The 21,410-nt window shown below is 68.7% G+C and carries 22 protein-coding genes; 12 read left to right on the forward strand and 10 right to left on the reverse strand.

Going from position 1 to position 21,410, the window contains the following annotated elements; translation table 11 throughout:
• Positions 1 to 36 precede the first annotated feature (36 nt).
• The 3 genes from EV667_RS18345 to EV667_RS18355 all read right to left on the reverse strand — a co-directional run bounded on the left by EV667_RS18345 (position 37) and on the right by EV667_RS18355 (position 4,307).
• A complete protein-coding gene (locus EV667_RS18345) occupies positions 37 to 696 on the reverse strand; it encodes an alpha/beta hydrolase (protein ID WP_131836771.1) in 660 nt (219 codons plus the stop codon).
• A complete protein-coding gene (locus tag EV667_RS18350; protein ID WP_245516249.1) occupies positions 696 to 2,720 on the reverse strand; it encodes a M23 family metallopeptidase in 2,025 nt (674 codons plus the stop codon). The genes EV667_RS18345 and EV667_RS18350 overlap by 1 nt, the downstream gene beginning before the upstream one ends.
• 261 nt (positions 2,721 to 2,981) lie before the next feature.
• Entirely contained in the window at positions 2,982 to 4,307 is a 1,326-nt protein-coding gene (locus EV667_RS18355; protein ID WP_131836854.1) for a CE1 family esterase, read from the reverse strand.
• 306 nt (positions 4,308 to 4,613) lie between these two features.
• Between EV667_RS18355 and sdhC the strand changes: the two genes are divergently transcribed.
• The 9 genes from sdhC to EV667_RS18400 all read left to right on the forward strand — a co-directional run bounded on the left by sdhC (position 4,614) and on the right by EV667_RS18400 (position 12,443).
• Positions 4,614 to 5,006, forward strand: coding sequence for a succinate dehydrogenase, cytochrome b556 subunit (gene sdhC, locus EV667_RS18360; protein ID WP_131836772.1), 393 nt, complete (start codon positions 4,614 to 4,616; stop codon positions 5,004 to 5,006).
• 3 nt (positions 5,007 to 5,009) lie between these two features.
• The gene (gene sdhD / locus EV667_RS18365; RefSeq protein WP_131836773.1) at positions 5,010 to 5,408 is read left to right on the forward strand and encodes a succinate dehydrogenase, hydrophobic membrane anchor protein; all 399 of its coding nucleotides are present in this window, start codon (positions 5,010 to 5,012) and stop codon (positions 5,406 to 5,408) included.
• Between the two features lie 4 nt (positions 5,409 to 5,412).
• Positions 5,413 to 7,251 carry a succinate dehydrogenase flavoprotein subunit gene (gene sdhA, locus EV667_RS18370; RefSeq protein WP_131836774.1) on the forward strand — a complete coding sequence of 613 codons (1,839 nt, stop codon included), beginning with the start codon at positions 5,413 to 5,415 and terminating at the stop codon, positions 7,249 to 7,251.
• 21 nt (positions 7,252 to 7,272) lie between these two features.
• Positions 7,273 to 8,055, forward strand: a complete 783-nt coding sequence (locus tag EV667_RS18375; protein ID WP_131836775.1) for a succinate dehydrogenase iron-sulfur subunit — start codon at positions 7,273 to 7,275, stop codon at positions 8,053 to 8,055.
• 65 nt (positions 8,056 to 8,120) lie between these two features.
• Positions 8,121 to 8,735: a LysE family translocator gene (locus EV667_RS18380; RefSeq protein ID WP_131836776.1), complete on the forward strand. Its 615-nt coding sequence runs from the start codon at positions 8,121 to 8,123 to the stop codon at positions 8,733 to 8,735.
• A 7-nt stretch (positions 8,736 to 8,742) separates the two neighbouring features.
• On the forward strand, positions 8,743 to 9,612 hold the full coding sequence (gluQRS, locus tag EV667_RS18385) for a tRNA glutamyl-Q(34) synthetase GluQRS (RefSeq protein ID WP_131836777.1): 870 nt from the start codon (positions 8,743 to 8,745) through the stop codon (positions 9,610 to 9,612).
• A gap of 87 nt (positions 9,613 to 9,699) precedes the next feature.
• Complete coding sequence (locus tag EV667_RS18390) at positions 9,700 to 10,416, forward strand: spermidine synthase family protein (protein WP_131836778.1); 717 nt, start codon at positions 9,700 to 9,702, stop codon at positions 10,414 to 10,416.
• 22 nt (positions 10,417 to 10,438) lie between these two features.
• Positions 10,439 to 11,107 (forward strand): DUF2161 domain-containing phosphodiesterase, encoded by a 669-nt coding sequence (locus EV667_RS18395; protein WP_207907804.1) that lies wholly within the window; start codon positions 10,439 to 10,441, stop codon positions 11,105 to 11,107.
• A gap of 79 nt (positions 11,108 to 11,186) precedes the next feature.
• Positions 11,187 to 12,443 (forward strand): glycerophosphodiester phosphodiesterase family protein, encoded by a 1,257-nt coding sequence (locus tag EV667_RS18400; RefSeq protein WP_131836855.1) that lies wholly within the window; start codon positions 11,187 to 11,189, stop codon positions 12,441 to 12,443.
• A 12-nt stretch (positions 12,444 to 12,455) separates the two neighbouring features.
• Here EV667_RS18400 and EV667_RS18405 read toward each other — a convergent pair whose 3' ends face one another.
• The 6 genes from EV667_RS18405 to EV667_RS18425 all read right to left on the reverse strand — a co-directional run bounded on the left by EV667_RS18405 (position 12,456) and on the right by EV667_RS18425 (position 18,015).
• Complete coding sequence (locus EV667_RS18405) at positions 12,456 to 13,400, reverse strand: AEC family transporter (protein ID WP_131836780.1); 945 nt, start codon at positions 13,398 to 13,400, stop codon at positions 12,456 to 12,458.
• A gap of 3 nt (positions 13,401 to 13,403) precedes the next feature.
• Positions 13,404 to 13,697: a hypothetical protein gene (locus EV667_RS18410; protein WP_131836781.1), complete on the reverse strand. Its 294-nt coding sequence runs from the start codon at positions 13,695 to 13,697 to the stop codon at positions 13,404 to 13,406.
• Between the two features lie 206 nt (positions 13,698 to 13,903).
• The gene (locus EV667_RS18415; RefSeq protein WP_131836782.1) at positions 13,904 to 14,518 is read right to left on the reverse strand and encodes a disulfide bond formation protein B; all 615 of its coding nucleotides are present in this window, start codon (positions 14,516 to 14,518) and stop codon (positions 13,904 to 13,906) included.
• A 10-nt stretch (positions 14,519 to 14,528) separates the two neighbouring features.
• Complete coding sequence (locus EV667_RS22630; RefSeq protein ID WP_165901646.1) at positions 14,529 to 14,684, reverse strand: DUF5993 family protein; 156 nt, start codon at positions 14,682 to 14,684, stop codon at positions 14,529 to 14,531.
• 234 nt (positions 14,685 to 14,918) lie between these two features.
• The gene (locus EV667_RS18420) at positions 14,919 to 17,189 is read right to left on the reverse strand and encodes a primosomal protein N' (protein WP_245516250.1); all 2,271 of its coding nucleotides are present in this window, start codon (positions 17,187 to 17,189) and stop codon (positions 14,919 to 14,921) included.
• Between the two features lie 115 nt (positions 17,190 to 17,304).
• Positions 17,305 to 18,015 carry a class I SAM-dependent methyltransferase gene (locus EV667_RS18425; RefSeq protein WP_165901647.1) on the reverse strand — a complete coding sequence of 237 codons (711 nt, stop codon included), beginning with the start codon at positions 18,013 to 18,015 and terminating at the stop codon, positions 17,305 to 17,307.
• 186 nt (positions 18,016 to 18,201) lie between these two features.
• On the opposite strand from EV667_RS18425, the gene EV667_RS18430 reads away from it, so the two are divergent.
• From EV667_RS18430 to EV667_RS23095, 3 genes are all read left to right on the forward strand, one after another.
• Positions 18,202 to 19,194, forward strand: a complete 993-nt coding sequence (locus EV667_RS18430; RefSeq protein ID WP_131836784.1) for a tyrosine recombinase XerC — start codon at positions 18,202 to 18,204, stop codon at positions 19,192 to 19,194.
• Positions 19,195 to 19,201: 7 nt separating this feature from the next.
• A complete protein-coding gene (locus tag EV667_RS18435) occupies positions 19,202 to 19,636 on the forward strand; it encodes a VOC family protein (protein WP_131836785.1) in 435 nt (144 codons plus the stop codon).
• A 111-nt stretch (positions 19,637 to 19,747) separates the two neighbouring features.
• A complete protein-coding gene (locus EV667_RS23095; RefSeq protein ID WP_280960232.1) occupies positions 19,748 to 19,870 on the forward strand; it encodes a hypothetical protein in 123 nt (40 codons plus the stop codon).
• Positions 19,871 to 19,957: 87 nt separating this feature from the next.
• Here the strand turns inward: EV667_RS23095 and lpdA are convergent, their stop codons facing one another.
• A complete protein-coding gene (gene lpdA / locus EV667_RS18440; RefSeq protein ID WP_131836786.1) occupies positions 19,958 to 21,358 on the reverse strand; it encodes a dihydrolipoyl dehydrogenase in 1,401 nt (466 codons plus the stop codon).
• Positions 21,359 to 21,410: the final 52 nt, after the last annotated feature.

Here is a 21,410-nt window from a genome sequence, read left to right on the forward strand (position 1 = left end):
AGCGCCGGCCGGCAATTCGCCGCAGTGCGGCAGGCTTCAGGCCAGCACCTCTGTCAGGAAGCTGCCGGCAAGCGCGAGGCCGGTGGCGTCGATGCCATGGGCGAGCCCGTTGGACAGGTGCGCGCGCACTGCGATGCCCTGCCGCTGCAGGCTTTCCACCGCGCGCGGCAGCGCCATGGGCGGGATCACCTGGTCGAGGTCGCCATGGATCAGCAGCACGGGCGGGCGGGCGACGATCTCGGCGTCGAATTCCGCCATGCCCCGCTCGGGCGGCAGGACATGGATGCCGGAGAAGCCGACGATGCCGGCGGGCGCGACCGTACGGCGCAGGCCGGTGTGCAGCGCCATCATCGTGCCCTGGCTGAAGCCGACCAGAGCGAGGCGCGAACCCGGCAGGTTCAGCCGGGCGAGTTCGGCGTCGAGGAAAGCGTCAAGCGCGGCTTGCGCGCGCTGGACCCCGGCCCAGCGTTCGCGGTCGTCCCGCTCGGTATAGCCGAACCATTGCCGGCCGACCGGGGCGACGGCGAGCGGCTCGGGGGCATGGGGCGAGACGAAGGTGGCGTGCGGGAGCAGCGGCGCCCAGTACTCGCCGAGGTCGATCAGGTCGCGACCGTCGGCGCCATAGCCGTGCAGCAGCACGACCAGCGCGGTGGCGGGGCCGCCGGCCTGCGGGGCGAGGCGCGGACCGTCGAGCATCAGTTGGTCTCGGCAGCGCTGGCAGCGCTGGCGGCCACGCGCGGGGCGTTGCTGTGGTTGAGAAGTGCGTCGATATTGGCGCGCTCCTTCTCGAAGCTGGCCAGAATGCGCCCGTCCAGCGCCCGCCCGCGCGGCAGGCGGATACGCATCGGGTCGACAAAGCGCCCGTTCACCAGCACCTCGTAATGCAGATGCGCGCCGGTGGAGAGGCCGGTGGAGCCGATATAGCCGATGAGCTGGCCTTGGCGTACGCGCACCCCCTCGCGGATGCCCTTGGCGAAGCTGGACTGGTGGGAATAGGTGGTGACGTAGCCATTGGAGTGCTGGATCTCGATGCGGCGGCCATAGCCGGAGGTCCAGGCGGCTTTCTTGATCACGCCATTGCCGGCGGCATAGATCGGGGTGCCGGTGCGGTCGGACCAGTCGACGCCGGAATGCAGGCGGCTGTAGCCGAGGATCGGGTGGCGGCGCATGCCGAAGCCGGAGCGCAGCTGGCCGCCGGAGAGCGGCTTGCGCACCAGGAACTTCTTCGCGCTCTTGCCGCCATCGTCATAGAAGTCGACGAGGCTGTCGTCGGGCGTCTGGTAGCGGTAGTAGCGCCGCTCCTCGCCGCCGACGGTGAGGCCGGCATAGAGCACGCCGCCGGCGCCGCCCGCCTCGTCCGGCTCGAACAGCACCTCGAAGGAATCGCCGGCGCGCACGCGGCGCTGGAAGTCGACGTCGAAGGAATAGACGCGGATCATGCTCTCGATGACCGGGCGGGGCACCTCGTGGCGCAGCGCGGTCTCCCAGATGCTGTCATAGAGGGTGATCCGCCCGCCGCCGGCTTCCTCGTCGCCATCCTCGGGCGCGAGATCGGCGACCTGGGTGTCGCTGGCCTCCTGCACCGGCAGGAAGGTGCCGCTGTCGGAAAGTGCCACCGTGCCCTGATGGCCGCTCTCGCCGAACACCGCCACGCGCAGCGGCATCGCGCCCTCGGTGGCGTTGTCGAGCAGCACCTTGAGCCGCAGGCCGGGGGCGAGCTTGCCGGCCAGCTCGCGCGTGCCGAAGGCGCGGGCGGCGCCGTTGGCGGCAACTTCCGGCACGCCGAGATCGATAAGCACGGAGGCGACAGTGTCGCCGGCCTTGGCCACCACGGTGCGCTCGGACCAGTCATTGCCGCCGGAGGCGTCGTCGGCCGATTTGTCGACCGCCGACATGTTGTCGGGCTGCTGCAGCGCGTTCAGCGGATCGGCGGAACCGGAGGGCGCATAGGCCATCATCCCCAGGCCCGGCAAGGCCGGGGCGCGGGCGTCGGCGGTGGGAAAACTGAACTCGGCGGTCTCGCGCACCTTCATCAGCACGTCTTCCATCGGCAGCTCGGCGGCGAACTTCGTGCTCGGGGCGAGGGCGCCGATGTCGCGCAGGACGATGGTGAGGTCGCCGGTGGGCTCGGCCTGCACCGCTTCGGTCTCATCGCTGGTCGATTCGGCGATCAGCTTGGCCGGGTTGAACCGCGGCACGTCGACCGAGGCGGAGGTGACGCCCTGGGCAAGATTGGTCGCCACCTTGGTGACGGCGCGGACCCGGATGACCTCGCGGTCGCCATCCTTGACGGTGGTGGAGAGGCGCAGCGTCTGCTTGGCGCTGAAACTTTCGGAGAGGATCGACATGCGGTCGCCCTTGCGGGCGACATTGGACGGGCGCTCGCCGGCGGCCAGCGCGCCGCGCAGGGCGGAACGCACGGTTTCCGGCGACTGGGCGAAGCGGTATTCGCCATCGAGCGCGGCATAGACCGCCCCACCCATGAGGGCGGCGCCGCAAATGCCGGTGAGCAGCGTGGCCATGAGCCAGCGAATGGAGATGCGGCGGCGGTTGATCGGCTCCTCGGCGTCACCGTCGACGCCGAGCGGGGGCTCGTCGCCGAGATCGAACGCCGCGAGGTGGGAGCGCCTCACGCTTGCCAGTCCGCGCCTCGTCTCCAACAGGCTTTCCCCGCCTTTTCCCGACATGCTCGCCGCGCGGTCGGCGACCGGCTCCGGCACGTCTGTTTCCTGTGGCGTCCGCCGGACGCGATGGCGTCGGAGGTTTTAAAATACCCCCAGCGCGGATGGGAGGCGACGATGCCGCCGTCAACCGCGCCCGTCAACCCGCCGCGCCGGCGAATCGACAGGACCGCCGACGGGCGGGGGCCGATGTAGAGCCGGCTCACGGCGAAAGGATGGCGATGGCCAAGTGGGAGCAGGCTCGGGAGGGCGCTTGGGAAGGGACACCGGACGCCCGCCGAGCGGGCGCGCGGTACTGCCCTATTGGGCGCTGGCGGCGCGTGCGCGCAGCGGGGAGGGCGGGGGCAACGGCACCTGCGCCAGCAGGGTCGGCGGAGCGGTCCCCATCCCCTGCACCATACCCGGCTGCACGAAGCCCGCGCGCACGAAGCCGGCCTGCAACGGCAGCGGCGCGCCGGGCGCGATCGGCCGGGTGAGCGAGGGGGCGGGGTCCTGGGCGGCAAAGGCGGTGGGCGCGGGGGCGCTGGCGTCCGTGCCGTTGATCTCCGGCACGATGCCCTCCCAGGCATTGGCCAGCGTGGCCGGCTCGCGCCGGATCGCGCGGGGATCCGGGACAGGCGTCAGCGAGAGCGCGGTCGAGGCGGAGGCGCCGGTGCTGGACGCGGGGGCGGCGGGTGCCCGGCCGGCGATTTCGACCGCAGGGGCGCCGCCGAACCGCTTGAAGAACGTCCATATCTCCTCCGGCGCATCGAGCCCGCTGCGGCGCGGCCCGAGCAGCACGGAGGCGAGCGCGTCCACCGCATCGGTCGACTGCGAGGGCGGCTGGTGGCCGCCGGCGACCTCGTAATAGGCGACCGCGCCGCCGGGGGCGCAGTCGTTCCAGCGGGTGATGCGGGCATGCGGGGCGCTGGTGCGCTCGGGCGCGGCACAGCCGTCGAGCCGGGCGAACAGCGCGGCGGAATCATTGGCGGACATCAGCCGGGCGCCGGGGGTGGGGCGGCCGAACATTGGCACGATGGGATCATAGGTGCCGTTCATCAGCAGGATCGGCACCGGCTTTGAGGGCCGGCAGCTTTCCGCATAGTCCTTCGGCACCGTCATCATCAGTGTCGCATAGGCCTGGAAGCGCTCGGCGTAGCGGCAGGCGATGAAGGCGGTGAGGAAGCCGCCATTGGAGAAGCCCATGAGATAGGCGCGGGAGGAATCGGCGATGCCCTCGGCTTCCAGCGCCTCCAGCACATCGAGGACGAAGCGGCCATCGTCGCGCTTGTGCAGCAGCGGGATGAAGCCGGCGATGGAGCTGCGGCCGTCGTTCCACAAAAGGTTGAGCCCCTTGGGATAGGCGACGACGAAGCCCTCGCGGTCGGCCACCGCGTCGAGATCGAGATAGCGCTGCATCATGCCGGCCGGCTGAAGCGCGCCGTGCAGGGCGATCACCACCGGCCGCGGGCCGGGCGGGGCATTCTTCGGCAGGTGCAGGATGTATTCGCGGGTGAGGCCGCCGGAGACGAGGGTGCGGAGCGAATCCCGCGACTGCGCAGCTGCCGGGGAGGCGGCCGGGCCCGTGAGGGCGACGAGCAGCGTCAGTATTGCGCCAAGCAGGCAGCTGGGTTTCGCAAAAAGCATGGACAACGCGACCTCGAATGCGCGGGTTCCGCGCGCCCCTACTGACGGCGGATTTCAGTCAATTAAAAGGCAAAGATGGTTAACAGCCCGTCAGCGCCGGCTTTCGCGGGGCTTGCCGGCCCGCTGCCGGGTCCGAAAAGGGGGGTGCGCTGGGCCGGTGCGATGCGCTAGGGTGCCCTTGCTGCAGCGCAACCCGAAAGCGGAGCGCGGCGGGAGGAACGATAGACGCCACCTTTGGAATGATTGCGAACTGCAATCGTTTCGGTTACGCACACACCACATTCCTGAGTGATCTGGGACACCGACATGGCAGGAGCGGCCGAGCGGCCCCTTTCCCCACATCTGCAAATCTACCGTCCGATGCTGACGATGATGATGTCCATCGTCCATCGCATCACCGGCATGGCGCTGTATTTCGGCACGCCGCTGCTGGTGGTCTGGCTGCTCGCCGCCGCCAGTTCCGAGCGGGCCTTTTCCCTGGTGAACGGGATTTACGGCAGCTGGTTCGGCCTTCTGGTGCTGGTCGGCTACAGCTGGGCGCTGATCCACCACGCCATCGGCGGCATACGCCATTTCGTCTGGGACACCGGCGCGGGCTTTGGCCCTGGGCCGCGCGAACTGTTCGCCAAGCTGACCATCGGCGGGTCGATCGCGCTGACCGCTGTGCTGTGGATCGTCATCTGGCTGGTGAAGGGCTGACCCATGAGCGTGTCCCCGGGTTCTTCCATGCGCACCCCGCGCCGGCGCGTCGCCGGCCTCGGCTCCGCGCGCTCCGGCACCGGCCATTTCTGGCTGCAGCGCGTGACCGCGCTCGCCAATCTTTTGCTGATCCTGATCGCCCTGCCGATCGTAATATGGGCGGCGGGACAGGGGCAGGCGCAGACCCTCGCCATTCTCGGCCATCCACTGGTGGCCATCGTGCTGCTGCTGCTGATCTTCTCGGTCTGCTTCCACATGCGGATCGGCATGCAGGTGGTGATCGAGGATTATCTGCCTGCGGAAGGAATGAAGGTGCTCGCGCTGATCGCCAATACGTTCTTCACCATTGCGGTCGGCAGCGCCGGTGCCTTCGCCGTCCTCAAGATCAGTTTCGGAGGCTGACCCCATGGCCGGAACCACTTCCGCCACTGGCGCCGCCAATGGTGCGTCGTTCACATCCGCCTACCCGATCACCGACCACACCTATGACGTGGTGGTGGTGGGCGCCGGCGGCGCGGGCCTTCGCGCGGTGGTCGGCTGTTCGGAAGCCGGGCTGCGCACCGCCTGCGTGACCAAGGTGTTCCCGACCCGCTCGCACACCGTGGCGGCGCAGGGCGGCATCGCCGCCTCGCTGGGAAATATGGGCGCCGACGACTGGCGCTTTCACATGTACGACACCGTGAAGGGGTCGGACTGGCTGGGCGACCAGGACGCCATTGAATATCTGGTGCGCCACGCGCCCGCCGCCGTCTACGAGCTGGAGCACTGGGGCGTGCCGTTCTCGCGCACCGAGGAGGGCCGCATCTACCAGCGCCCCTTCGGCGGCATGACGGTGGACTATGGCAAGACCCCGGCGCAGCGCACCTGCGCCGCCGCCGACCGCACCGGCCACGCCATCCTGCACACGCTCTACGGCGCGGCGCTGAAGCATTCGGCCGAATTTTTCATCGAGTATTTCGCCCTCGACCTGATCATGGACGAGGAAGGCCGCTGCTGCGGCCTCGTCGCGCTGAAGATGGATGACGGCACGCTGCACCGTTTTCGCGCGCAGACCGTGATCCTTGCCACCGGCGGCTATGGCCGCGCCTATTTCTCCGCCACCAGCGCCCATACCTGCACGGGCGATGGCAACGCCATGGTGCTGCGTGCCGGCCTGCCGCTGCAGGACATGGAGTTCGTGCAGTTCCACCCCACCGGCATCTATGGCTCGGGCTGCCTGATCACCGAGGGCGCGCGCGGCGAGGGCGGCTATCTCACCAATGCCGAAGGCGAGCGCTTCATGGAGCGCTACGCCCCTTCCGCCAAGGACCTCGCCTCGCGCGACGTCGTCTCCCGCTCCATGACCATGGAGATCCGCGAGGGACGGGGCGTGGGCAAAAACAAGGACCACATCTACCTGCATCTCGACCATCTCGACCCGGCGATCCTGCATGAGCGCCTGCCGGGCATTTCCGAGAGCGCCAAGATCTTCGCCGGCGTCGACGTGACCAAGGAGCCGATCCCGGTGCTGCCGACGGTGCATTATAACATGGGCGGCATCCCGACGAACTTCCACGGTGAGGTGGTGACCAAGAAGGACGGCAACCCCGACCATGTGGTGCCCGGGCTGATGGCGGTGGGCGAGTGCGCCTGCGTGTCCATCCACGGCGCCAACCGGCTCGGCTCCAACTCGCTGACCGACCTTGTGGTGTTCGGCCGCGCGGCGGCGCTGCGCTGCGCCGACATCCTGACCCCTGGCGACAAGCAGCGCGAGCTGCCGGCCGATTCCGCCGACCTCGCGCTGGCCCGGCTCGACCATTTCCGCAACGCTCATGGCGGCACGCCCACCGCCGAGCTGCGCCTGTCGATGCAGAAGGTGATGCAGAACAATTGCGCGGTCTACCGCACCGGCGAGGTGCTGGAAGAGGGCCGCAAGCTGATCGCCGACGTGTTTGCCGGCACCAGCGACATCGACGTCACCGACCGCTCGCTGATCTGGAATTCCGATCTCATCGAGACGCTGGAATATGACAACCTGATCGCGCAGGCGAGCGTGACCATGGAAAGCGCCGCCGCCCGCACCGAGAGCCGCGGCGCCCATGCGCGCGAGGATTATCCCGATCGCGACGACGCCCATTGGATGAAGCACACGCTGGCTTTCATGGACTTCGAGACGCAGACCGTGCGCCTCGACGACCGGCCGGTGCACACCTACACGCTGTCGAACGACATCCAGTACATCGAACCGCGCAAGCGGGTGTATTGAGCCGGGGAACGATCGCTCGCCATGGTCCAGCTCACGCTTCCGAAGAACTCGCAGCTTGTCGAAGGCAAGGTGTGGCCCAAGCCGGCCGGCACCAACCGGCTGACCGAGTACAAGATCTACCGCTGGAACCCGGATGACGGGAAGAACCCGCATGTCGACACCTATTATGTCGACCGCGACGATTGCGGGCCGATGGTGCTGGACGGGCTGATCTGGATCAAGACCAAGATCGACCCGACGCTGACCTTCCGCCGCTCCTGCCGCGAGGGCATCTGCGGTTCCTGCGCCATGAACATCGACGGCACCAACACGCTGGCCTGCCTGAAGAGCATGGACGAGGTGGACGCCTCGGCGGTGAAGATTTACCCGCTGCCGCACATGCAGGTGGTGAAAGACCTCGTGCCTGACATGACGCAGTTCTACGCCCAGCACGCCTCGGTGGAGCCGTGGCTGCACACCGAGACGCCGGCGCCGGAACGCGAATGGCGGCAGGGGCGCGGCGACCGCGAGAAGCTGGACGGGCTGTATGAGTGCATTCTCTGCGCCTGCTGCTCCACCTCCTGCCCGAGCTATTGGTGGAACGGCGACCGTTATCTCGGCCCCGCCGCGCTGCTGCAGGCCTATCGCTGGCTGATCGATTCGCGCGACGAGGCCACCGGCGACCGGCTCGACGACCTCGAAGACCCGTTCCGGCTGTATCGCTGCCACACCATCATGAATTGCGCGAAGGCCTGCCCGAAGGGGCTGAACCCGGCCAAGGCAATCGCCGAAATCAAGAAGATGATGGTGGCGCGCCAGTTCTGAGCTTACGGGGCGCGGCGAAGCGGCTAACCTTGCGCCCGGATGCGGCTCGGATCGGGACGGTGGCCATGGAATTCTCGACGCTGCTCGCCTTCGCGGCGGCCTTTTTCGTCTTCGCCGCCAGTCCCGGGCCTGACAACATGACCATCGTCGCGCGCACCCTGTCGCATGGCGCGGCCTCAGGCATCGCCTATGGGGCCGGTACGGTGGCCGGCGTGCTTATCTTCCTCACCCTTGCCGCCTTCGGCCTGTCGCTCATCGCGCAGGAGATGGGCTGGGTGATGACGGCGCTGCGTTATGCCGGTGCCGCCTGGCTCGTCTGGATGGGGGTGCGTCTCTGGCGGGCGGAACCCGTGGTGCCCGCGCAGCAGCCCGCCGTAGAGCGACGCGGACTGCTGCCGGTGTTTGCGACCGGCGTCGCGCTCAATCTCGGCAATCCGAAGATGCCGCTTTTCTATGTGGCGTTGCTGCCGAATGTGGTCGGGTCCTCCCTGACGACCGGACAACTGGCGAGCCTTGCCGCCATCATTCTCGTCGTGGAGGCGGTGGTCGTGGGCGGCCATGTCGTTCTTGCCGGCCGCGCGCGCCGTCTGCTGCGCACGCCGACCGTGGTGCGCCGGGTGAACCGGGCAGCCGGCGGGGTGATGGTGGGCGCGGGCGTCGCGGTGGTGGCGGCGCGCTGAGCCCGTCATGGCGTCACCCGTCTTCCGCTTCGCGCCGAGCCCCAATGGCCTGCTGCATCTCGGCCATGCGCGCTCCGCGCTGCTGAACGACGCGCTGGCGCGAGACGGCGGCGGGCGCCTGCTGCTGCGGATCGAGGATATCGATCCTGTCCGCTCCCGGCGCGACTTCGAGACGGCGATCTTCGAGGACCTCGGCTGGCTGGGGTTGGAGTGGGAGACGCCGGTGCGCCGGCAATCCGAACATTTTGCCGACTATGAAGCGGCGCTGGCCCGGCTCGACGCGCTGGGCCTCGTCTATGCCAGCTTCGAGAGCCGGGGCGACATCCGCCGCGTGGTGGCGGGCCGGCCGGGCTGGCCGAGCGACCCGGACGGGGCGCCTCTGTTTCCCTTTTCCCGCAGCGCTATGGGCGCGGAGGAACGGGCCCGCCGGGTGGCGGCGGGGGAGCCCCATGCGTTCCGCCTCGACATGCGTCAGGCGGTGGCGCGGGCGGTGGAAATGACCGGGCCGCTCGGCTGGCGGGAGATCGACGCGGCCAGCGGCGCGGCGGAGCGGGTTGCCGCCGATCCGCTCGCCTGGGGCGATGTGATCCTCGCCCGCAAGGAGGTGCCGACCGCGTACCACCTCGCCGTGGTGGTCGACGATGCGCTGCAGGGCGTCACCCATGTCGTGCGCGGGGCGGACCTGAAGGCGGCGACTTCGGTCCACCGCGTGTTGCAGGTGCTGCTGGGGTTGCCCGCGCCGCTTTATACCCACCACGCCCTGCTGCTGGACGCAGAAGGGTGCAAGCTGTCGAAATCCATCGGCTCGCAAAGCCTCGCCGCGCTGCGGGCGGAGGGAATGACGCCTGCCGAGGTGCGGCGGCGGGCGGGGTTCTAGCGCGGAGGCGCTCGTCCCGCGCGGGCGTCCTTGCCCGGTGGGCCTGATCGGCGGTACCGAAGGGGCTGCTTCGCGACGAGACGCCCGATGATTCCCTGGACCCTGCTCGATACCGCCAAAGTGCCCGATGGCTTCGGTGAACTGCGCCTCAAGCGCCGGGGCGACGAGTTCTCCATCATGGCCGGGGCGACGGAACTGATGAACAGCCGCCTCAGCGGCTCGGAGAAGGCGCTGGCGACGCTGGTCTGCGCCCGCCTCGGCGCCCGCCCCGCGCCGGTGCTGCTGATCGGAGGGCTCGGCATGGGCTTCACCCTGCGCGCCGCGCTGGGCGAGGTGGGCGACGACGCGCGGATCGTGGTGGCGGAGCTTGTGCCGGCGGTGATCGACTGGGCGCGCGGGCCGATGGCGGAGATTTTCGGCGACAGCCTGAGTGATCCGCGCGTCACTTTGTTCGAGGGCGATGTCGCCCGACTGATCGGCGAGGGCAGGGCCGCCTATGACGCCATCCTGCTCGATGTCGACAACGGGCCGGGCGGGCTGACACGGGCGGCCAATGACGGGCTCTACAGCCCCGCAGGGCTCGGCGCGGCATGGGCGGCGCTGCGCCCGGGCGGGGTGCTGGCGGTGTGGTCCTCGGCGCCGGACAGCGGCTTCACGACAGCCCTGCGCCGGGCCGGCTTCGCGGTGGAAGAAGCCCGCGTGCGTGCCCATGGCAAGAGCGGCGCCCGCCATGTCATCTGGCTGGCCGAGAAGCGCGTGGGAAGCAGTTCTCCGACGGCGCCGCGCGCGCCGCGCCGTTCCTGAGTTCGAGCCCGGAGTACCGACCCTGGAGACCACGCTCTATCTGCCGATCAAGCGCTTTCTCGAAGACCGCGGCTTCACCGTGAAGGGGGAGATCGGCGGCTGCGACTTGGTCGCGCTCTCCGACGACGAGACGCCGGTGGTGGTGATCGGCGAACTGAAGCTCACGTTCAATCTGGAGCTGGTGCTGCAGGCGGTGCACCGGGCCGGCGCTGGCGACGAAGTGTGGCTGGCGGCTCGGGCCTCGCTGCGCGGAGGCGGGCGCGAGAGCGATTCGCGCTTCCGCAATCTCTGCCGCCGACTGGGGTTCGGCATGCTGGTGGTGTCGCCGGCGGGGGACGTGACCATTCTCGTCGCCCCGGACGCGCCGATGCCGCGCAAGGACCCGCGCCGGCGGTCGAAACTGGTGGCCGAGCACAGGCGGCGGCAGGGCGACCCGGCGGTGGGGGGCGGCTCGCGGGTGCCGATCATGACCGCCTATCGCCAGCAGGCGCTGGCCTGCGCGGCGGCGCTGGCAGCGGGGCCGGCGCGCCCGCGCGACCTGCGCCCGCGTGCGCCGGATGCCGGAAAGATCCTGCTCGACAATGTCTATGGCTGGTTCGCCCGCACCGAGCGGGGCGTCTATGCTCTCACCCCGGCGGGGCAGGAGGCGTTGATGCGCTGGCCGCAGGCGGTCGACCCACCGTCCGTTTAGCGAGCCTGCGTCAAACCCCTGTCACCGGCCGGGGATAGCCAAGACGTACCGTCCGAGCCGACAGGAGAACGCCGTGTCCATGTTCCTCGCTTTGCGCGCGCCTTTGCGTTCCACCCTCCGGACCCTCGCCACGGCCCTGTTCGCGCTGGCGATTGGCGCCCCGGCGGTGGCCGAAATGGGCAGCATCGAGATCGGGCCGCGCCCCTTCTATCTCGTCGACCAGATGAAGGACGGGGCACTGAAGGACCAACTGGCCCAGTGCAAGGGTCCGTTCACGGCGAAGAACTTCTCCATCTCCCATCGTGGCGCGCCGTTGCAGTTTCCCGAGCACACGCGCGAGGGCTACATCGCCGCCGCGCGCATGGGCGCCGGCGTGATCGAATGCGACGTCGCCTTCACGAAGGACCGCGAGCTGGTGTGCCGCCATGCCCAGTGCGACCTGCACACCACGACCGACATTCTCGCCCGGCCGGAACTCGCGGCGAAATGCTCGGAAGGGTTCCAGCCGGCCGACCACGCCACCGGGCGCAAGGCGAGCGCGAAGTGCTGCACGAGCGACCTGACGCTGGCCGAGTTCAAATCGCTGCGGCCGAAGATGGACGGGTTCAACCCGCGCGGGGTGACGGCGCAGGACTATATGGACGGCACGCCGGGCTGGCGCACCGACCTCTATGTGAACCGGGCGACGCTGATTTCGCACAAGGAGTATATCGAGCTGGTGAAGGCGCTCGGCCTGAAGTTCACGCCGGAGCTGAAGACCCCCGAGGTCGCCATGCCCTTCGAGGGCGGCTACAGCCAGGAGAACTACGCCCAGCAGATGATCGACGAGTACAAGGCCGCCGGCGTCGACCCGCGCGATGTCTATGCCCAGTCCTTCCGCCTCGACGACGTGCTCTACTGGCTCAAGGCCGAGCCGGCCTTCGGCGCCCAGGCGGTCTATCTCGACGGGCGTGACGAGGGGAGCACGGGCTTCGACAACATGAAGCCGGAGACCTGGCAGCCCTCCATGCAGGAACTGGCCGACAAGGGCGTGAAGATCCTCGCCCCGCCGCTGTGGATGATGGTGACGCACAAGGACGGCAGGATCGTGCCTTCCGTCTATGCGCAGGAGGCGAAGAAGGCGGGGCTCGGCCTCATCGGCTGGTCGCTGGAGCGTTCCGGCCCGCTCGACACGGGCGGCGGCTACTACTACCAGTCGGTCAAGCCGGTGATCGACCGCGACGGCGATGCGCTGGCGCTGCTCGATGTGCTCGCCCGCGATATCGGCGTGATCGGCGTGTTCTCGGACTGGCCGGCGACCACCACCTTCTACGCCAACTGCATGAAGCTGAACTGAGCGGCGCGTAGCTCAGCTCACGCCCAGGATCAGGAACCAGATCGTCACGGTGAACAGGCTTGCCGCTGTCGACAGGGAAACGGCGCTGGCCGAGGCGGTGATGCCGACCTTGTAGCGATGGGCCAGCAGATAGGCGTTGATGCCGCAGGGCATGGCGGCGAACACCACCGCCACGTCCGCCCAGACCGGCGGCATCGGCAGAACGCGGGTGAGAGCGTAGACGATGGCGGGGTGCACGCCGAGCTTCAGCGTCGAGATGAGGAGCGCCGGGCCTATGTCGCCGCGAATGGGATAGCGGTGCAGAGCGAGGCCGAGCGAGACCAGCGCGCAGGGCACGGCGGAGGCGGCGAGCATGTCCAGCGTCTGCTTGAACACCCCGCCCGGCACATAGCCGGTGAGCTTGGCGATGCCGCCGGCATAGATGCCGAGCAGGATCGGGTTGAGCGTCAGCATCCGACCCAGCCGCTTGAACGTGGTCACCGAGACGCCGGCCGCCGCGCCTTCGGCCAGAACCGTGGCCAGCACCATCATGATCGGCAGATGGACGGCGACGAGCAGGAACAGCGGCACCGCCCCCTCCGGCCCGAAAGCCTGGAGGATGAGCGGCACGCCGACGAACACCGTGTTCGCCTGGCCCGAGGCGAAACCCTGGATCACCGATTCAAGATGGCCGCGCCCGAACAGCTTTTTTGACGCGACCATGCCGAGGGCGAAGACCAGGAAGGCGCCGGTGAAATAGGCGATCCAGTAGCCCCAGGGCTGGCCCTCCCGGGGCAACTCCGCCTCGGCCAGGGTCTTGAAGATGAGCACCGGCACCGCCAGCCCGAACACATATTCGGACAGGCCCTCGGCGGCACGCTCGCGCAGATGGCCGGAGAGCGAGGCGAGGAAGCCAAGCCCGATGAGGCCGAAGACCGGCGCCACGACAAGGGCGATGGCGCCGAGCTGGGTCAGCATCGATCAGGCCGCGATCTCGCCCGAGGCGCTCGACACGAGATGGGAGTTCCGCACCGGCACCATGACGTCGATCCGCGCCCACAGGCGCTCGGCGATTTCAGGAGCCGCGACGAAGGCGATCTCCGCCCGCAGCGTGCCGAGATGGGCCGGGTCGATCTTTCCATCCGCCGGTCCGTCGAGCCGGATGCGGGTGGGCTGGACATCGTGGATGGCAAAGGGCTCCAGCAGGCGGAGCATGAGATTGGGATGGGCATCCGCCTCGACGACGAGGCGATGGCGGCAAAGACCGGCAGTCATGGGAGCGTCCGATGATGACGAGGAATCGGGAAGGCGTGCGTCAGGAAACCCGGCCGAACCTGTCGGCCGGGCGGCGAATTCGCCGTCCCGCGCTAATTCGCGCCTTCATCGTCGATGCGATCATCATGGCCGGGAAGCTAGGCGCCGCGCGAGCCTTCGTCAATGGTGGTGAAGCCTTCGGCCCGGGCGGTCTTCCACACCCGCTCTCAGGGCGCCGGCGCCGCGGCGGGAGGCTCGTCGTCCAACATCAGGTAGCTGTTCGGGTCGTCCGGGCACAGGCCGCCGCCGCATTCCAGCACGGTGGAGACGCCATTGCCAAGGGCCAGCAGGGCGATCAGCGCGAAGGCGAAAAGCGCCAGCCCGCCGAGCCGGTAGACCCGGGGCACGGGGGCGAACTGCCGGTCGAACAGCAGAAGCAGCGCGCAGCCGCCGACGATGACAATGAACAGCAGTGCCGCCCAGCTGTAGAAATGCATGCCGAGGAAAGGCGCGCCGAAGCTGCCCGAGCCGGGCACGATGTGCAGCAGCATCTGCCGCACGGCGACCACGTCGCCCGCAAGCGCGGACAGCATGGCGATGGCATAGTGGCTCGGGCGCGGGCCGAACTTAAGGTTCAGCGCCAGACCCACGCCGACGCCGACAAAGCCGGCGCGTTGCAGGAGGCAGAGCGGGCAGGGCAGTTCGCCGCCGATGAACTGGTCGTAGAAAGCGGCCAGCAGCACGGCGCCGATGGCAAGGAGGCCGAGCGCATTGAGCAGGCGGGAAAGGTCCGGGGTCAGGAGGCCGGGGGCATCCTCTGTCCCCATGGTCGGCTTGTTCATGGCGCGGCCCTCACAGCGCGATGTCGAGCGCGGAGGTGACGTGCAGCTTGAACAGCGCCAGCAGCACGCCGATCGACACCAGCCCGGCGGCGACGGCGAGAGCCCTTCGGCCCATTGCCGCGAAGGCCAGGGCAACGCAGAATCCGAAGAAAGGAAGGCCCATCATGACGCCGCTCGCTCTTCCGGGCCGGTAAATGCTACCGCCGCCGCCACAAAAGCAGGAGTGGGACGCGAAGTCACGACGCAACGCGGCAGGCGCCGCCGGCCGGCACGAGGCCTGCCCTGCTCGAGCCATTGTCCGCGAAAGTTGACCGACTTTCGCAACCACGAAATGGTCCAGCTTATTGATGAATGAGCATTTTCTCCTCGATCAGATGATTTCCCCTGATCGGAAAGGGCTCTAGACGAAGCTCTGGGGGTCGATGTCGATATCCACTCGCAAGCTGCCGCCGGCGCGCGGGGCGCTCGCCATCCAGGCGCGGACATAGGCCGAGAGGTCGAAGCTGCGCTCGCAGCGGGCGAGCAGCCGGTAGCGGTGGCGGCCCCGGATCAGCGCCAGCGGCGCCTCGGCCGGGCCGAGCACCCGCACCTTGTCGGTGACGGGCGAGCAGGCGGCCAGCGCGCGGGCATGGGCCTGCGCGGCGTGGGAATCGGTGCCCGAGACGATGAGGGCGCAGAACCGGGCGAAGGGCGGCAGATGCGCCTCCTCGCGGATGGCGATCTCGCGGTCGTAGAAGGCGTCGCGGTCGCCGGCCACCAGCGCCTGCATCACAGGGTGCTCGGGCATGTAGGTCTGGAGAAAGGCGCGCCCTTCCACCTCGTGCCGCCCGGCGCGGCCGGCGACCTGGTGCAGCAGCTGGAAAGTGCGCTCGGCGGCGCGGGGATCGCCGTGCCCGAGGCCGACATCGGCATCGATGACTCCGACCATGGCGAGGCCCGGGAAATTATGCCCCTTGGCGACGAGCTGGGTGCCGATGATGATGTCGACTGCGCCATCCTCGATCGCCCTTAGCTCGGCGCGCAGCCGCTCCACCCCACCGGCGAGGTCGCTGGAGAGCACCTGCAGCCGCGCCTGCGGAAACAGCTTCGCCGCCTCCTCGTGCAGGCGTTCGACGCCGGGGCCGCAGGGGATGAGCGCATTGGGCTCGTGGCAGTTCGGGCACTCGTTCGGCACCGGCATGGCATAGCCGCACTGGTGGCATTCCAGCCGCCGGCGGAAACGGTGCTCGACCAGCCACGAGGAGCAGGAGGGGCATCTGATGCGGTGCCCGCAGGCGCGGCAGAGGGTGAGCGGGGCATAGCCGCGCCGGTTGAGAAACAGCAGCGCCTGCCCGCCGGCTTCCACCGTGCGCTCCATCTCGCGGGCGAGGCGCGGGGCGATCCACTGGCCGCGCGGTGGGCCTTCGCGGCGCAGGTCTATGGGTTCCAGCCGGGGCACCTTGGTGCCGGCGAAACGCTCCGGCAGGGCAAGGCGGGTATAGCGCCCGCGCCGTGCGTTCACCTCGGTCTCGATCGAGGGTGTGGCGGAGACGAGGGCGATGGTTGCCCCTTCCAACCGGGCGCGCACCACCGCCATGTCGCGGGCGTGGTAGTGGACGCCGTCCTCCTGCTTGTAGGCGCTATCGTGCTCCTCATCGACCAGGATGAGCCCGAGGTCGCGGAACGGCAGGAACAGTGCCGAACGGGCGCCCGCCACCACGGACACCTCGCCCGAGGCAACGCCGCGAAAGATCCGCCCGCGCCGCTTGGTCGACACCGCCGAGTGCCATTCCGCCGGGCGTACACCGAAGCGGCGGGCGAAACGGTCGAGAAACGCCTGGGTGAGGGCGATTTCCGGCATCAGGATCAGCGTCTGCCGACCCTGGCGAATGGCCTGCGCCACCGCCTCGAAATAGGCCTCGGTCTTGCCCGAGCCGGTGACGCCGTCGACCAGAAAGGGCTGGAAGGTCTGCGCCTTCACCGAGGCGACCAGCCGGGCGGCAGCCTGCGCCTGCGCCGGCAGCAGCTCCGGCGTCGCGTGGTCGGGGTCCGGCGGCTCTGCGGCGGGCTCGGGCGGCAGAACCACCGTCTCCAGCGCGCCGTCGTCGATCAGCCCATCCACTACCGAGGGCGACACGCCGGCCTCCTTCGCCGCCTCGCTCTTGGCGCGGACAAACCCGTCCTCCAGCGCAGCGATGACCTTTTCACGTGCCTTGGTGCGCCGCTCAGGGCGATGGTCGGTGAGGCGCACGCCGATGCGCTCGCGGGCGATGCCGGCGCTCTCGTCATGGCGCAGGGCAAGGCGCAGCACCATGCCAGGCGGGGTGACGGTGTACTCCGCGATCCACTCGATGAAGGCGATCATCCGCGCGTTCAGCGGCGCCACGTCATACCGGCGCTGGATCGACTTGAGCTTGGCGGGGTCGACCGGCTTGGCCGGGGCGGGTTTGGCGGTATCGGGTTTGGCGGTATCGACCTCGGCATCGTCCCGGCGCGGCCAGACGCAGCCGAGCGTGGTGCGGGTGCCAAGCGGCACGACCACGATATCGCCCACCGCTACCTCCATGCCCTCCGGCACGCGGTAGGAATAGGCCGAGCCGATAGCAAGCGGCAGCAGCACGTCCACCACGCGCGTCGGCGCGGGAAACAGGGAGGGGGAATCGGCGGGGGCAAGCATGGCGAGAGACTTCATAGCGCATCGCGGCACGGTGTGCCGCCCCGCGCGTGATCGCACCGCCCTTATCCCGGCCCCACCATCCTATTGTCGCGGTCGGACACTAGGGTAGTGTCTTGAGACACTGCCGACACTAGGACAAAGCTGCTTTCTTGCGCGCAACAAGCATATAATTGAATGCAAACGTATTCGGCGTTGCCGGTCCCATGAAGGCGAGCCTGACATATGTCAGGAAAAGATAACGCATGGTACACTTGATGGTGTGTATCAGGTGTTGCTTCACGCCCACTGGTACTTCGGAGGGCGCGCGGAGAGAGTCGACCGAGAAGCCCGTTGTGCTCATCAGCCCTGCGATCAGGGCGCCGCCGATGTAGAGAACATGGGTCGCATCGCCATTCTGGAAACGCATCGAAAACGGACTGTCGCCATTCGGGAAGCGTGCGATCAGATAGCCGTTCGGCTTCAGGACGCGACGGATATCCTCGCACAGGCGTTGCAGGTCGGGGTAGCGGACATGTTCAAAGACATCCAGGGCCACGACCATGTCGACGCTGTCATCGGGCACCTCCGCGAGCGTGTCGATGACAGCGAAGCCGGCCTGCCGCGCCCTTTCCTTCAGTTCATCCTGGACCTCGATGCCTGTGGCAACGGCTCCATTGTCCCGGAGCCAGCCCAGCAGGGAGCCATTGCCGAAACCGATTTCAATCACGCGCGGCTGAACGCCTCTGGTCCTGTCGACGACATGCCCGAACTCGGCGTTGTAAAAGAGCGCTTCGCTGGCGCCATATCTGGAGAAGTTGTCGCCGTCCCACCCCTTCCACTCGACGTAGCTATCGTAAGACACGGGAAGACTCCTGAAGATAGGGCCACGCTTGTGTGACGATGGGAAAGATGATGGCGTTGGGGGAGGGAAGGCGTTGCAGCGTAACGGGGTGGTACGGCTGTGTCGAGGCGGGGCAACCGCGCAGCCGGTAAGGCGAATCTTAACCGCGCCCTTGCCAAGAATGTCCCCGGGTTCGGAGGAGAGGCCATGGCAAGTACGGACGCACAAAGGGCAGAGCGGGCCGAGCGCGGGCTGCTGGCCGGCGCGGCGCCGGATGTGGCTACGGCACTCGCTGGCTGGCTCGGGCGTCTCGGCCATGAGCGGAGGCTCTCGCCAAAGACCCGCGAGGCCTATGCGCGGGATGTCGGGACCTTTCTCGGCGTGCTGGCGCGCCACCTTGGTCATCTTCCCGATATGGCCGATCTCGCCCGGATGCAGCCGCGCGACGTGCGGGCGGTGATCGCGGCGCGGCGCGCCGAGGGCATCGAGGCCCGCACGCAGATGCGCTTTCTCGCCGCCGCCCGTTCCTTCGGCCGGCATCTGGAGCGCGAGGGGCTGGGCAAGGTGGGCGCGCTCACCGCCGTGCGCGGACCGCGCGTTCCCCGCACCCTGCCGCGCCCGCTGGGCATGGCCGATGCGCGGGCACTGGCCGACCCGGCGACGCGAGCGGGGGATGCGCGCGAGCCGTGGATTCTGGCACGCGACGCGGCGGTGCTGGCGCTGCTCTACGGCTCCGGCCTGCGCATTTCCGAAGCGCTGGGGCTGATGCGCCGCGACATGCCCGCGCCGGGGCGTGGCGACCAGATTCTCGTCCACGGCAAGGGCGGCAAGACCCGCATGGTGCCGGTGCTGGCGTCGGTGATCGAGGCCATCGACGCCTATGCCCGCGCCTGCCCCTACGCCCTGGAGCCGACGGCCCCGCTGTTTCGCGGCGCGAGGGGCGGGCCGCTCTCGCCGCGCATCGTGCAATTGGCGGTGGAGCGCATGCGTGGCGCGCTCGGCCTGCCGGACAGCGCCACCCCGCACGCGCTGCGCCATTCCTTTGCCACCCATCTGCTGGGGCGTGGCGGCGATTTGCGCTCGATTCAGGAACTGCTTGGCCATGCCTCGCTGTCCACCACGCAGATCTATGCCGCGGTCGACACGGCGACGCTGATGGCGGCGTGGAAAGCGGCGCACCCGCGCGCGACGACGACATGAGGACGCGATGACCCCCATTCAGCCGATGATCGAGCACATGTCGATCGGGGTTAGCGACTATGCGCGGTCGCTCGCCTTCTACGACGCGGTTCTGGCGCCGCTCGGCTTTGTGCGCGTCTCCTCCCATGCCGAACCCGAAGGCGAGTCCGCCTGCTGGGGGCCGGAGGGGGAATTGCCATCGCCGGAGGGGACGCCGGGCGCGGCGCCGTTCTGGATCCAGCATCGGGCGGACGCGATCACGCCGCCGCCGGGCTTCCACCTGTGCTTCATGGCGCCGACCCGGCGGGCAGTAGAGGCGTTCCACGCCGCCGGGCTTGAGACGGGCGGGCGGGATTCCGGCGGGCCGGGCCTGCGGCCGCACTATGGCGACGGCTACTACGCCGCGTTCCTGCTCGACCCCGATGGCTGGAAAATAGAGGCCGTGACCTACACGGATGCGTGATCCGGCCGTTAAACGGCGGCCAGACGGTGCGGGGGAACCCCAAGGGGGTTTTCACCTTGGGGAAGCTGGGAGACACTTCTTCCCATTGGACCTTCCAGAGGAGACCAATCGATGAAGCGTCTCGTGACCGCTCTTTGCGCACTTGCCTTTACCACCGCAGTAGCTGGCACCGCTTTCGCGGAATGCCCGGCGCATGCGGCGAAACAGACCAAGACCGAGGTCAAGGGTTCCTGACCGGCCCCATTCTCCCCCTCGTTGAAAGACGGCCCGGAAGGTGACTTCCGGGCCGCTTTTTGTGCGGGGGGCGCCAGCGCCGCGCCCTCACATGTGGATGGCGCGCTTTTCCACCGCCATCGCGGCTTCCTTCACCGCTTCGGAGCGGGTGGGATGGGCGTGGCAGGTGCGGGCGAGGTCCTCGGAAGAGCCGCCGAACTCCATCAGCACGGCGCATTCATGGATCATCTCGCCGGCCTCGGCGCCGACGATGTGGGCGCCGAGCACGCGGTCGGTCGCCTCATCCGCGAGGATCTTGACGAAGCCGTCGGTCTCGTCATTCGCCTTGGCGCGACCATTGGCGAGGAAGGGGAACTTGCCGACCTTGTAGGCGATGCCGGCCTGCTTGAGTTCTTCCTCGGTCTTGCCGACCGAAGCGACCTCCGGGAAGGTGTAGACCACGGCGGGGATGACGTCGTAATTCACATGCCCGGCCTGCCCGGCGAGCAACTCGGCGAGCGCCACGCCCTCATCCTCGGCCTTGTGGGCCAGCATGGGGCCGGCAATGGCGTCGCCGATGGCGAAGATGCCGGGCACGCTGGTGCGGTAATAATGGTCGGTGACGACGCGCCCGCGCTTGTCGGTCTCGACGCCCAGCGCCTGCAGGCCGAGGCCTTCGGTGTAGGCGACGCGGCCGATGGCAACGAGCACCACATCGGCCTCCAGCGTCTCGGCGGTGCCGCCGGCGGCGGGTTCGACGGAGACCTTGAGCGCTTCTCCCGAGCCGTCGACGCCCGTGACCTTGGCGCCGAGCTTGAATGCCACGCCCTGCTTCTCGAGGATGCGCTGGAACGACTTGGCGACCTCATTGTCCATGCCGGGCAGGATGCGGTCGAGATATTCGACCACCGTGACCTCAGCCCCGAGGCGCCGCCACACGCTGCCGAGTTCCAGCCCGATGACGCCGGCGCCGACGACGAGCAGCTTGCCCGGCACCTTTTCCAGCGCAATGGCGCCGGTGGAGGAAACGATGCGGATCTCGTCGATCTCGATGCCGGGGAGCCTGGCCACATCCGAGCCGGTGGCGATGACGATGGCCTTGGTCTCCAGCGTCTGCTGCGAGCCATCCGCCATGGCGACATCGACCTTGCCCGGGGTGGGAATGCTCGCCGTGCCGTGGAAGGTGTCGATCTTGTTCTTCTTCATCAGGAAGGCGACGCCCTTGGTGTTGCCTTCCACCGCCTGGTCCTTGAAGCCGAGCAGCGCCGCGTGGTCCAGCGTCGGGGTGCCGACCTTGATGCCCATCTTGGCGAAGCTGTGGGCGGCTTCCTCGAAGCGGTGCGAGGCGTGCAGCAGCGCCTTGGAGGGAATGCAGCCGATGTTCAGGCAGGTGCCGCCGAAGGTCGCGCGCTTCTCGACCACCGCGACCTTGAGTCCGAGCTGGGCGGCGCGAATGGCGCACACATAGCCGCCGGGGCCGGTGCCGATGACGACAAGATCGTAGGACATGATGCTACCCATTGAGGAGCGGCCGGCCCCTGCCGGCCGCCCTTGAGGAAAA

Source organism: Ancylobacter aquaticus (assembly GCF_004339465.1).
Taxonomy (GTDB): domain Bacteria; phylum Pseudomonadota; class Alphaproteobacteria; order Rhizobiales; family Xanthobacteraceae; genus Ancylobacter; species Ancylobacter aquaticus.